Consider the following 12218-nt stretch of genomic DNA (forward strand, 5'->3'; position numbering starts at 1 on the left):
AGTTCATATTATGACGGAACTGATAGTACAGTCAACAACGAATATAGTTGAACTTATGGTTCAATCAAAAGAGCGTGAAAGTTTCTCGCAAAGGCTTGCGCTGGCCTGTGATAAGGCGGGAATCCCGGTTTATGGTCGCCAGGCTGAGATAGCTGGCCGTCTGAAGATAACCCCAAAGGCTGTAAGCAAGTGGTTTAATGGCGAGTCTGTGCCAAGGCCACCACTAATGGAGAGGCTTGCTACGTTACTTGGAACAACAGCCCAATACCTGTATGGATATACAGATAATGATAGTATAAACTCAGATCATTATAAGCGGGCATCGGGTGTGTATCGCGTTGATGTTCTTGATGTCCAAGCCAGTGCGGGGCCAGGGACAATGATCACAAATGAGTTTGTTGAAAAGATAAGAGCTATTGAATACACGACCGAACAGGCGCGTTCTATGTTCAATGGCAGGCCACAAGAAAGCGTCAAAGTAGTGACTGTTAATGGCGATAGCATGGAGGGGACGATAAATCCTGGGGATGAGATTTTCGTAGACATCTCTGTAAATCACTTCGATGGCGATGGGATTTATGTTTTCGTCTTTGGCCGTTCTCTGCATGTTAAAAGATTGCAAATGCTCAAGAACCGGCTTGCTGTCATTTCAGACAACCCAGCATACGAACGTTGGTTCATAGAAAATAACGAAGAAGATCAGCTGTTTGTTATGGCAAAAGTACTTATACGCCAATCTATAGACCTTCGCAGATTCGGATAGAAAAATAAATTCCTTTTAAGTTCATAAGCTTAACCGCTTGTGAACTTATCTTACCTAAAATATGTACTTTGGGTACTTTACTTTGATGAACTATCAGTACATTATGAATCCATCGAGACAGCACAGCGTCTCGGTCAGTCGAACGGCGCGACAGTAAACCATGCGTCGGGAGCGCGGCGGGTTCATGAAGAACGGCAATGCTGCTCACAAGCGAATTACAGATCGCTTTTGCGAGAGCGATGCGTAATTCAAGCCTGATAGTGAGGTTCCCATGAAGAACAGCATCAAGTGCCCGGTATGCGGTCGTGACTTCGACCCACGCACTCCGGTCTGCCACATCAGCAAGTATCACCAGTCAGCGAAGAATTGCGAGCTGGAGAAGATACGCGATGCACGGCGCAAGCATTACGCACAGAACGAATCGATCGGGTCGAGTGGCCTGCGGTGAATAAACAAAAGGGTGAGGGTATGGCGAGTAACAAAAAACCGAATCATTCGGCAAGGGTTAAATATTGGGCCGATGGCGTAACTGCCGAATGCAGTGGCGGGATGGTCGGCTGCATTGAGTTGATGTTCTTTTCTCTGCCGAAGGAGAAGCGAGAGGACTGCATTAAGCGGTGCGAAGAAGCTCATAAGCGAATGTGTGAGCACGAAGAAAAGAAACAGGCTGAGCAAGCCGCTTAACGCGGCCTTTTAGCGGGTAACTTCAGAGGGTAAGGCGGTGAAGCAACTAATCGATTTCCTGAAAGTTCTTAACGATGACTTGAGCGTGATGGTCACCTTTAATACCCCAGAACTTCCGCTTATGGGATGACCTCGAAACATCAGCACATTTGAAGAAGCTGCGCGCCCAGCGTGCGGCATGAGGAGAGATTATGGGAAAGATGACTTTCGTTGTTGAGTTTGAGGATGGCAAGGAGCCGCCGGTAAGCGCCGACATGGGTGTGGCAGGCGGACGCCTCGTTGCGGCGTCATGGAGTGACTACCGGGATGATTTCTTCACGGATGAGCAGAGAGATACGGTTACGGCAGCCTTAGAGGAGTTCAACTGGCAGGATGAAGTTTCTGACGATGACACCACAGCAATACTGGAAAAGCTCGACCTGCTCACCCTGTAGCGCAACTGATAGCTGATTCACTGAGTCGGCTATTGGGTGCGAATGCACTGCCACGTTATCCCTCATTAGCCCTCCATTGCGAGGGCATTTTTATAGGTGACATTTATGGTATCTACTGCATGTCCGGCGCCATCAATAATGACAACTGATATTGATATTCTTTCACTTGCATCAAAGGGCGGAGCATCTAATCAGCCAATTTGGGATGGAGAAGGAATGCCACCTGTTGGTTGCGAGTGCGAGATAAAAAGAGTTGCTGATTGGATGCCAGTTACCATCAAATTTATCTCTGATCATCATACGGTTTTTACAACTTTTGGAGGTACCGAGGATTGCTATCAAACTTACAGTCTTCAATTTCGTCCTATCCAATCAGAAGAGGACAGGAAGCGTGATGCTGCTTGTGATGCAATGCATAAATGGTGGCGAGATGTTGCTGGTCAGGAGCGTGAAGATGGCTCATTGATTGATATTTACTCTTGTATTTACGACGCCATTAATGCCGGGAAGATTCCTGGCATCCGCATCGAATAACCGCCTAAGGGCGGTTTCTTTTTTGCCTGGAGTAAACCTATGGCAACCGAAAAACCGTTTATGAAAGTGCCAGCATTCGCGGCACGTATCAACGTATCTCCCAGCACTATCTACCGGAACCCATCGCGCTATCACATGTTTAAAGTCGGCGGCTCATGGCGGGCAAGCGAAGAAAGCGTGGAAAAGTTCTCCCAAACAACTAACAATATCTTCCGGCTGGCTGTGGTCGGTAAGGAGCATTCAAAATGCCGATCTACAAAAGAGGGAAAAACTACTGGGTTGATATCTCAGCTCCAGATGGAACGCGAGTTAGACATTCTGCTGGCACCGAAGAAAAGGCAAAAGCGAAGGAGTACCACGACAAGCTGAAGCATGAGCTGTGGAGTGAGTCGCGTCTGGATAAAAGGAAGGAACATCTGTTTGAGGAGATCATCATTCTGGCCCTCAAGGATGCAGAAGACCAGACGCTGTACGGCTCGAAAAAGGGATATGCAAAATACTGGCTGGCAGTGTTTAAAGGCCGGGCGATAACCAGCATCAAGGGCGAAGAAATAGCCAGAAAGATGCCTACTCATTCGCAGCATAAATCTCGGTACCCTCTGGAGAACGGAACCATCAACCGATACCGGGCTTTCATCGTGCGAGCGTTTTCTCTGGCGTTGAAGCATGGGTGGATTGACCACCGCCCATACGTGCCGGAATTGAGAGAGCCAAAGGTGCGGGTGAAATGGATGAGGAAGTGGCAGGCCAGGGATCTGATTGATGCCATCCAGTCTGACCTGCTGAGGAGAATCGTCTCTTTTGCCCTGCTTACCGGAGCGCGGCGCGGAGAGATACTTTCTCTGAAGTGGGAAAATGTCGATACGGAAAATCGCAATGCTATGGTCACCGCTGAGAATGCAAAATCAGGCCGGGCAAGAGCGTTACCCTTGAACGATGAAGCGATCAGGATTTTACGCGAATGCGACATGTCCTGTGAGTACGTCTTCTCGGTTAATGGTGAACGGTTGAAAGATATCGAACGGAAAGAGTTTAACCGGGCACTTGAGGCCGCACAAATCCCTGACTTCCGTTTTCACGATTTACGTCATACCTGGGCAAGTTGGCACATCCAGAACGGAACGCCTCTGATGATGTTGAAAGAGATGGGTGGATGGGAAACTCTGGAGATGGTGAAAAAATACGCTCACCTGAGTGCCGAGCATCTTAATAAATTCGTCGATTCCGTCACGTTTTTGACACACGAAGATGAACTAAAAATAAGGAGAACGAAAAACAAACGCGCAACTGGCTGATACAGATAGATATTTTTTAAGCATGCTGAAAATGCATGCAAAAATAAAATAGATATTTACTCTGAATTAAGCGGGAGGGTGACTTGCCTCAATATAATTGTGACTATAACATGCCTGATACTCTTCGGAATATCACGGCGCACAGGTCGTGGTAAAAGCAAATTGAGTAAGGCCAGGATGTCAAACACGCCCATCGAGCTTAAAGGCAGTAGCTTCACCTTATCAGTGGTTCATTTGCATGAAGCAAAACCCGAGGTTATTCGTCAGGCGTTAGAAGACAAAATCGCCCAGGCGCCCGCATTTCTGAAACATGCGCCCGTGGTCATCAACGTAAGCGGCCTCGAAGCGCCGGTTAACTGGCACCATTTGCAACAGGCGGTAACCGCCACCGGCCTGCGAATTGTGGGTATCAGCGGCTGCAAAGACGCTGAACTTAAAGCCGAAATCGATCGGGCGGGTCTTCCGCTGCTGAACGAAGGCAAAGACAAAGCCCCGCGCGCAGAGCCCCCTGCCCCGCCAGAACCCCCCTGTTACCCCTGTCACAAAAACGCGATTGATTGATCTGCCAGTGCGTTCCGGTCAGCGTATTTATGCGCCAAACTGTGACCTGATTGTGACCAACCACGTCAGCGCGGGGGCGGAGCTGATTGCGGATGGCAATATCCATATTTATGGCTCAATGCGAGGCCGCGCGCTGGCAGGTGCCAGCGGCGATCGCGATGCGCAAATTTTTTGTACCCACCTGGAGGCGGAGCTGGTCTCCATCGCAGGTGTTTACTGGCTGAGTGATAACATCCCGGCCGAATTTTCTGGCAAAGCGGCACGTCTGCGGCTGGCAGACAACGCTTTGACCGTTCAACCGTTGAATTGATCCCTTTTTAACAAGGAATTTCTATGGCACGCATTATTGTTGTTACTTCGGGTAAAGGAGGCGTTGGCAAGACCACCTCCAGCGCGGCCATCGCTACTGGTTTGGCCCAGAAGGGAAAGAAAACCGTCGTTATCGATTTCGATATCGGCCTGCGTAACCTTGACCTGATTATGGGTTGTGAACGCCGTGTGGTGTACGATTTTGTGAACGTGATTCAGGGTGACGCCACGCTGAATCAGGCAATGATTAAAGATAAACGTACCGACAATCTCTATATTCTTCCCGCTTCACAGACGCGCGACAAGGATGCGCTGACCCGTGAAGGCGTGGAAAAGGTGCTCGATGAGCTGAAAAAGATGGAGTTCGATTTCGTGGTCTGCGATTCACCGGCAGGCATCGAAACCGGCGCGCTGATGGCGCTCTACTTCGCCGATGAAGCGATCATCACCACCAACCCGGAAGTGTCGTCCGTGCGCGACTCCGACCGTATTTTAGGGATCCTCGCCTCGAAATCCCGCCGTGCGGAAAATGGCGAAGAACCGATTAAAGAGCACCTGCTGCTGACCCGTTATAATCCGGGTCGTGTCAATAAAGGTGATATGCTGAGTATGGAAGACGTGCTCGAGATCCTGCGCATCAAACTGGTTGGCGTTATCCCGGAAGATCAATCCGTGCTGCGCGCCTCTAACCAGGGTGAACCGGTTATCCTCGACGCTAACGCAGACGCCGGTAAAGCGTATGCGGACACGGTAGATCGTCTGCTCGGAGAAGAACGTCCTTTCCGCTTCATCGAAGAAGAGAAGAAAGGTTTCCTCAAACGCCTGTTCGGAGGATAAGTTATGGCATTACTGGACTTTTTTCTCTCGCGGAAAAAAAGCACCGCCAACATCGCAAAAGAGCGTCTGCAGATCATCGTGGCAGAACGCCGCCGCAGCGACGCGGAACCGCATTACCTGCCGCAGCTGCGTAAAGACATTCTGGAAGTGATCTGCAAGTACGTGCAGATTGACCCGGAAATGGTGACCGTACAGCTGGAGCAAAAGGACGGGGATATCTCGATTCTGGAGCTCAACGTGACCCTGCCGGAAGCGGAAGAGTCACGTTCGTAACCGTGCCTGTTGCCGGGCGGCGCTACGCTTGCCCGGCCTACGGTTCCCCCCTCCTGGGCGATTACTGCGGATACGCTTCCAGTAGCGTGTTCAGGCGATCGGCCATCAGTTCCCCGCGCCAGCCTGCCACCAGTTCCGGCGTACCGTTCTGCGGTTTCAGTTTCCAGTGCGCGTTAAGCAGCTGGTTGATCTGACGACGTGAGGCCAGCAGCTCGGCGCTGACTTTGCTCTCCGCTGCCACTTCCTGCACCAGGGCTTTAATCGCCTTAAACGCTTTGCGATAACCCGGCATATCCATCAGGTTCAACAGCGGCTGCGGCAATGCCTCTTCCGGCAGCTCCTGCGCTTTTGCTACCAGCGCCAGCAGGGTCTTACCGTGGAAGCGGATCTCCGAACCAGAAAGGCCGATGCTGTCCAGTTCACCCAGGCTACCCGGCATGTAACGCGCCACGGCCCACAGATGCTCTTCACGCACCACAAAGTTCACCGCCAGGTCGCGCTCGCGCGCCTTACGCAGGCGCCACTCGGCCAGAAGCTGCAGACAGGCCAGCTGGCGGGTGCGCAGCTGCCAGGCGTTGCTGATGTCGCGCCACGCCTCTTTCGGATCGGTGGTCTCCTGACGACGCAGCTGCGTCATCCGGCACTCATTCAGGGCGGCAGGCAGCCAGCCGGAGGCTTCGGCCTCTTTCATCAGCTGACCGGCGATCGGCAGCAGATAGAACACATCCGCCGCGGCGTAGTCGAGCTGGCGTTCGGTCAGCGGGCGTGCCAGCCAGTCGGTGCGGGATTCACTCTTGTCGATCGCCAGGCCGGTGTACTCTTCCACCATAGCGGCAAAGCCCCATGACAGCGGGCGGCCGGCAAAGGCGGCGAGGATCTGGGTGTCGATCAGCGGCTCCGGCATGATGCCGAAGGTATTGAGGAAAACTTCCAGATCTTCACTTCCGGCATGCAGATATTTGGTGATGGCGGTATCCAGCAGCAGCGCGCGCATCGGCGCCCAGTCGGTGATCCCCAGCGGGTCGATAAGCGACACATTTTTTCCGTCATACATCTGGATCAGACCCAGCTGCGGGTAATAGGTGCGGGTACGGACAAACTCGGTATCCAGCGCGATGGCGGGTGCGTCACGGGTGACATCGCACAGCGAAGCCAGCTCGTCGTTGGTGGTGATCATCTGGTAATTCAAATCATATTCTCTTTGGTTTGCGCCCATAAAAAAACGCCGGCATGGCCAGCGTCTTTGGGTGACTAACACGAAGCTCAGGCTTTATTGTCTACTTTGGCGCGCGCTTCGTCACGTAATTCTCGTCGTAATATCTTCCCGACGTTGGATTTAGGCAGTTCATCGCGAAACTCCACCAGCTTCGGCACTTTGTAGCCGGTCAGCTGGCGACGGCAGAAGGTAATTAGCGCCTCTTCGCTGAGGTCAGGATCTTTTTTCACCACAAAGATTTTCACCGTTTCGCCGCTGCTGCCCGCCGGAACCCCTACTGCGGCCACTTCCAGCACGCCATTGTGCTGCATCACCACGTCCTCGATCTCGTTCGGATAGACGTTGAACCCGGAGACCAGGATCATGTCTTTCTTACGATCGACGATGCGCAGGAAACCTTCGTCATCCATCACCGCGATGTCACCGGTATGCAGCCAACCGTCCTTGATGATTTCGTCGGTGGCATCCGGACGCTGCCAGTAGCCCAGCATCACCTGCGGCCCGCGTACGCACAGTTCGCCCGGCTCGCCGTGCGGCACTTCGTTATCGTCGTCATCCACCAGTTTAGCTTCGGTGGAGGGCACCGGCAGGCCGATGCTGCCGCTGTGGTAGTCGATATCGTGCGGGTTCACGCTCACCAGCGGGGCGCACTCGGTCAGGCCGTAGCCCTCCAGCAGATACTGCCCGGTGAGCTTGACCCAGCGCTCGGCCACCGCCTGCTGGACCGGCATTCCGCCGCCCGCCGACAGATGCAGGGTCGAGAAGTCGAGCTGCTGGAACTCTTTGTTGTTCAGCAGCGCGTTAAACAGGGTGTTCACCCCGGTCATGGCGGTAAAGGGATATTTCGCCAGCTCTTTTACCAGCCCCGGAATGTCGCGCGGGTTGGTGATCAGCACGTTCTGCCCGCCCAGCTCGATAAACAGCAGGCAGTTCATGGTCAGGGCGAAGATGTGATAGAGCGGCAGCGCGGTGATCACCAGCTCTTTGCCGCGATGCAGCAGCGGCCCGTAGGTGGCATTCACCTGCTCAAGGTTGGCCAGCATGTTGCGATGGGTGAGCATCGCCCCTTTCGCCACCCCGGTGGTGCCACCGGTGTACTGCAGGAAGGCGAGATCCTGCGGCACCACTTCCGGCTTCACGTACTGCATGCGGTAGCCGTTGTGCAGCGCCCGGCGGAAGGAGATGGCGTCCGGCAGGTGGTATTTAGGCACCAGACGTTTGACGTACTTAACAACGAAGTTCACCAGCGTCCCTTTGGCGGTGGAGAGCTGATCGCCCATCCGCGTCAGAATGACGTGTTTCACCTGGGTCTTATCGACCACTTTTTCCAGGGTATGCGCGAAGTTCGAGACAATCACAATCGCCGAGGCGCCGCTGTCGTTCAGCTGGTGCTCCAGCTCACGCGGGGTATAGAGCGGGTTGACGTTAACCACGATCATCCCGGCCCGCAGGATGCCAAACAGCGCCACCGGATACTGGAGCAGGTTAGGCATCATCAATGCCACGCGGTCGCCTTTCTTCAGGCCTAAACCCTGTTGCAGGTAGGCCGCAAATGCCCGGCTGCGCTCTTCCAGCTTACGGAAGGTCATCACCTCGCCCATGTTCACAAACGCAGGCCGATCGGCGTAGCGCGTCACGGAGTTTTCAAACAGTTCAACCAGGGATTGATAACGGTCAGGATTGATCTCTGCAGGAACATCCGCAGGATAACGGTTAAGCCAAACCTTCTTCACTACATCACCTCTGAAAAGCGTGTTCGTCGTCATCACAGCCCCGGTTAATAAACAAGTCGTTAACATAATATTAACTCAGCGTACCAGTTTATTAATTGTCCGGATTTAAGGTTGCGAAGCGCGTCACTATTTATTTTTGTTATAGCGATAAAAAAAACGAAACAGCGGCAGGGCCGCTGTTTCTTCTTCAGTTATAACAGGTACTTACTCTGTTACCACCGTCCGAACCTGAGCCGGTCCGGGACCGTAACCTGGCCAGCCGCCGTAGCCGTAGCCATATCCATAGCGCCACGGATGCGGGCCCCAGTAGAAGGGGTCAATAGGCTGCGGCGGCATCATAACCTGCTGCACCACCCGCCAGCGTTTGTAGCCGTTGGTCTGCAGAGTCATAAATTTATACGGCGTGTTGCCAATTTTGCCCTGCTCCGCGCCGGTGATGGTGCCGACGACGGTGATCAGCTGGCCACGGAAATCCACCGGGTCGAGGAAACCGTTAATATCGGCATAGATGCGCCCGCGCGAGGCTTCACCCAGAATCGGCCGTGCGCCGCTGTCCAGCGGGACGGTGGCGATTTCCAGACGGGTTTTCCCCTGCTGGTTCATCACCTCCACCACCTTGCCGCCAAAGCGTGCTTCCTGGCCGACGTACAGTTCCGGGGCGTTCATCACCCGGACCAGATCCTGCTGCGGGGTCGGGCTGCTGCCCTTGATAGCATCAGGGACAGAGACACATCCTGTTAATGCCAGGGCCAGTGCCCCGACGGTCAGCAGGCGAACAACATATTTTTGAACCGCCATGATGCGACTCCTTTTTCTCAGACTCTGATACTGAGATTCACTCCCGGCCCGGAAGTTTCTTCCACGCTACGGTGTTTCGCAAATAAACCGGCTCGGCCTTCTCGACCGCCACAGTTTTTCCTGCGGCCAGCAGCTGGCGGGCGATAGGCAGCATATCTTCCGCGGCAGGCAGCAACACTTTACCGTCCACCAGGGTCAGACCGCTGTCGTTGGCCATCTCAGGCCACGCCGGCCAGCCGGTGCCGACGGTTGCCCACTCGCCGGAAAGCTGCTTCATGCGTTCGCCTGCTGCGTCAGGGGTGAGTACGGCTTCGCTCTCTTCACCGTGCCAGACGCCCTGCTCATCGCGGGTGTATTCCGCCCAGTAGACTTCACCCATGCGGGCGTCGATAGCGGCCAGCACGCGGGTGGCACCAGTATTGCGCCACGCCCCCCTCGGCCATAGTGGCGAGCGTCGAGACGCCGATCATCGGCAGGTCAGCGCCCAGCGCCAGCCCCTGGGCAATGCCGATACCGATACGCACGCCGGTAAAGCTGCCGGGGCCGCGGCCATAGGCCAGGGCATCAAGGTTATTCAGGGAGGTGTCGCCCTCGGTGAGGATCATCTTCACCAAAGGCAGGATACGTTGGGTATGTTCCCGGGGGGCACTCTTCGAAATGAGCACAGAGTTTACCGTCGTTCCACAGGGCAACAGAGCAGGCCTCTGTGGCGGTATCAATAGCCAGAATTCGCATGTGTTGTCGCGCTCTCGCAAGGGTCAGTCACAAAAAGGCGCGCATTTTAACACACCCGTCAGCAAATTACTCCGACTGAGACGCCGCCAGGAAGCGCACCGCGCGATCGATATCCCGGGTACGCGGTGCCGGCGGCAGGCTGGCGACAAAGGTGGCCCCGTACGGGCGCATCACCAGCCGGTTGTCGCAGATCACCAGCACCCCGCGATCGTCCACGTCGCGGATCAGACGCCCTACCCCCCTGTTTGAGGGTAATAACCGCGTCCGGGAGCTGCACCTCGTCAAAGGGATCGCCGCCGCGCAGACGACAATCTTCCATCCGCGCCTTCAGCAGCGGATCGTCCGGGGAGGTAAAGGGCAGTTTGTCGATGATCACCAGCGACAGGGCGTCGCCGCGCACGTCCACCCCTTCCCAGAAGCTGCTGGTCGCCACCAGCAGGGCATTCCCCGCAGAGACAAACTGCTGCAGCAGCTGGCCTTTGCTGGTTTCCCCCTGCAACAGCACCGGCAGGGTCATGGTGGCGCGGAACTGCTCCGCCAGGTCGCGCATCATGGCGTGGGAAGTGCAGAGCATAAAGCAGCGGCCGTTGTTGGCCTCGATCATCGGCTTGAGCATCGCCGCCAGATGACGGGCGGCCCCGGGCTGATTGGGCAGCGGCAGATTACGCGGCACGCAGAGCAGCGCCTGGGTGGCATAATCAAACGGGCTCGGCAGCAGCAGGGATTTGGCCTCTGTGATACCGAGACGTTCGGTAAAGTGGTGCAGATCGTCGTTAACCGACAGCGTGGCGGAGGTAAAGATCCAGCTGCCCGGCTTTTGCGCCATCACGTCCTGGAACTTATCGGCCACGGTGAGCGGGGTAAGGGCCAGGGTAAAATGGCGCGAGTTGCATTCGTACCAGTAGCTGTAGCCGGGCTGGTTAAACTCTTTCAGTCGCTTGAGGCGGGCGCGGTAGAGCGTGGCGCGCTCGAAGGCGGCATCCAGCAGCGCCGAGCGGCCCAAAGAGAGCTTCGCCACGTCGTAGCAGAGCTCCAGGGCATCATCGAGCAGCAGCAGCGCGCGCTGAATATGCTGATCGGCCAGCAGTTCGCGCAGGTTGCCGCGATAGCCCGGATCGCCGAGCTGCATGCGGAAATCCTGAGTGCTTTGCGCCAGACGGTCGGCACACTTCTGCAGCTGCTGGGTGTCTTTCAGCTCGGTGCGGTAGGCGATGGTGAAATCTTTCGCCAGGTCCAGCAGCTGGCGGCTGGAGAGGGACTGGCCGAAATACTGGCTGGCGATATCCGGGAGCTGATGGGCTTCATCGAAGATCAGGACGTCGGCCTCGGGGATCAGCTCGCCAAAGCCGCCCTCTTTCACCACCATATCCGCCAGGAACAGGTGGTGGTTGACCACCACCACGTCGGCATCCATCGCCGTTTTACGCGCTTTGACCACGAAGCAGTCTTTATACATTGGACAGTCGCTGCCGAGGCAGTTGTCGTTGGTGCTGGTGACCAGTGGCCAGGCGGCGGAGTCTTCGGCCACGCTGGCGCAGGTGCTGATATCCCCGTCCTGGGTCTGGTTGGCCCAGCTGCGCAGGATAATCACATCGCTGAGGGTCTGCACCGGCAGATCGCCCCCCGCCAGCGCCTGCTGTTCAAGACGCTCAATACAGAGGTAGTTGGAGCGCCCTTTCAGCAGGGCCAGACGGCCTTTGTATTTCAGCGCTTTGGCTACGGTGGGCAGATCGCGGCTGTAGAGCTGATCCTGCAAGGCTTTTGAGCCGGTGGAGATAATCACTTTCTTTTTGGCGCGCAACGCGGGCGCGAGGTAGGCATAGGTTTTACCGGTGCCGGTGCCGGCTTCCACCACCAGCGGCTGGGCGCTGTCGATGGCATCGGCCACCGCGTGCGCCATCTGACGCTGCGGCTCGCGCGGCTTAAAGCCGGGAATTGCCTTTGCTAACTGTCCATCTGCTGCGAAATCGTCTGCCACTCTGCCCCCCTGTATTTTTGCACAGGGGATTATGTCAGGCCGCTGCTCCTCGCGCCAGTCGAGAGTGA

Annotated in this window: 10 protein-coding genes and 3 pseudogenes; 8 read left to right on the forward strand and 5 right to left on the reverse strand. The window is 55.4% G+C overall.

Annotation, left to right across the window (positions count from 1 at the left end; all coding sequences use genetic code 11):
* Positions 1-10 precede the first annotated feature (10 nt).
* The 8 genes and pseudogenes from AAHB66_RS14025 (at position 11) to minE (ending at position 5690) form a co-directional block, all read left to right on the forward strand.
* Positions 11-763 (forward strand): helix-turn-helix transcriptional regulator, encoded by a 753-nt coding sequence (locus tag AAHB66_RS14025; protein WP_347113353.1) that lies wholly within the window; start codon positions 11-13, stop codon positions 761-763.
* 468 nt (positions 764-1231) lie between these two features.
* Entirely contained in the window at positions 1232-1447 is a 216-nt protein-coding gene (locus AAHB66_RS14030; RefSeq protein WP_347113354.1) for a hypothetical protein, read from the forward strand.
* A gap of 191 nt (positions 1448-1638) precedes the next feature.
* Entirely contained in the window at positions 1639-1881 is a 243-nt protein-coding gene (locus AAHB66_RS14035; RefSeq protein WP_347113355.1) for a hypothetical protein, read from the forward strand.
* A 138-nt stretch (positions 1882-2019) separates the two neighbouring features.
* Entirely contained in the window at positions 2020-2415 is a 396-nt protein-coding gene (locus AAHB66_RS14040) for a hypothetical protein (protein ID WP_347113356.1), read from the forward strand.
* 245 nt (positions 2416-2660) lie between these two features.
* Positions 2661-3710 (forward strand): site-specific integrase, encoded by a 1050-nt coding sequence (locus AAHB66_RS14045; protein WP_347113357.1) that lies wholly within the window; start codon positions 2661-2663, stop codon positions 3708-3710.
* A 177-nt stretch (positions 3711-3887) separates the two neighbouring features.
* A pseudogene (minC, locus tag AAHB66_RS14050) lies at positions 3888-4581 on the forward strand (septum site-determining protein MinC).
* Between the two features lie 23 nt (positions 4582-4604).
* Positions 4605-5417, forward strand: coding sequence for a septum site-determining protein MinD (gene minD / locus AAHB66_RS14055; RefSeq protein ID WP_142489923.1), 813 nt, complete (start codon positions 4605-4607; stop codon positions 5415-5417).
* Between the two features lie 3 nt (positions 5418-5420).
* Complete coding sequence (gene minE, locus AAHB66_RS14060; protein WP_032611475.1) at positions 5421-5690, forward strand: cell division topological specificity factor MinE; 270 nt, start codon at positions 5421-5423, stop codon at positions 5688-5690.
* Between the two features lie 61 nt (positions 5691-5751).
* Here the strand turns inward: minE and rnd are convergent, their stop codons facing one another.
* The 5 genes and pseudogenes from rnd to AAHB66_RS14085 all read right to left on the reverse strand — a co-directional run bounded on the left by rnd (position 5752) and on the right by AAHB66_RS14085 (position 12150).
* Positions 5752-6879 (reverse strand): ribonuclease D, encoded by a 1128-nt coding sequence (rnd, locus tag AAHB66_RS14065; protein ID WP_347113358.1) that lies wholly within the window; start codon positions 6877-6879, stop codon positions 5752-5754.
* 74 nt (positions 6880-6953) lie between these two features.
* Positions 6954-8639: a long-chain-fatty-acid--CoA ligase FadD gene (gene fadD / locus AAHB66_RS14070; RefSeq protein WP_347113359.1), complete on the reverse strand. Its 1686-nt coding sequence runs from the start codon at positions 8637-8639 to the stop codon at positions 6954-6956.
* A 204-nt stretch (positions 8640-8843) separates the two neighbouring features.
* A complete protein-coding gene (locus tag AAHB66_RS14075; RefSeq protein WP_347113360.1) occupies positions 8844-9437 on the reverse strand; it encodes a Slp family lipoprotein in 594 nt (197 codons plus the stop codon).
* Positions 9438-9474: 37 nt separating this feature from the next.
* Positions 9475-10172: pseudogene (tsaB, locus tag AAHB66_RS14080) on the reverse strand (tRNA (adenosine(37)-N6)-threonylcarbamoyltransferase complex dimerization subunit type 1 TsaB).
* Between the two features lie 66 nt (positions 10173-10238).
* Positions 10239-12150: pseudogene (locus AAHB66_RS14085) on the reverse strand (ATP-dependent DNA helicase).
* Positions 12151-12218 lie beyond the last annotated feature (68 nt).

The organism is Leclercia sp. S52 (genome assembly GCF_039727615.1).
Classification (GTDB): domain Bacteria; phylum Pseudomonadota; class Gammaproteobacteria; order Enterobacterales; family Enterobacteriaceae; genus Enterobacter; species Enterobacter adecarboxylatus_B.

What these genes read in the sequence shown, in the direction of transcription:
- AAHB66_RS14025 (WP_347113353.1), top strand. Translation starts at nt 11, where the DNA reads ATGACGGAACTGATAGTACAGTCAACAACGAATATAGTTGAACTTATG.
- AAHB66_RS14030 (WP_347113354.1), top strand. Translation starts at nt 1,232, where the DNA reads ATGGCGAGTAACAAAAAACCGAATCATTCGGCAAGGGTTAAATATTGG.
- AAHB66_RS14035 (WP_347113355.1), top strand. Translation starts at nt 1,639, where the DNA reads ATGGGAAAGATGACTTTCGTTGTTGAGTTTGAGGATGGCAAGGAGCCG.
- AAHB66_RS14040 (WP_347113356.1), top strand. Translation starts at nt 2,020, where the DNA reads ATGACAACTGATATTGATATTCTTTCACTTGCATCAAAGGGCGGAGCA.
- AAHB66_RS14045 (WP_347113357.1), top strand. Translation starts at nt 2,661, where the DNA reads ATGCCGATCTACAAAAGAGGGAAAAACTACTGGGTTGATATCTCAGCT.
- minD (WP_142489923.1), top strand. Translation starts at nt 4,605, where the DNA reads ATGGCACGCATTATTGTTGTTACTTCGGGTAAAGGAGGCGTTGGCAAG.
- minE (WP_032611475.1), top strand. Translation starts at nt 5,421, where the DNA reads ATGGCATTACTGGACTTTTTTCTCTCGCGGAAAAAAAGCACCGCCAAC.
- AAHB66_RS14075 (WP_347113360.1), bottom strand. Translation starts at nt 9,437, where the DNA reads ATGGCGGTTCAAAAATATGTTGTTCGCCTGCTGACCGTCGGGGCACTG.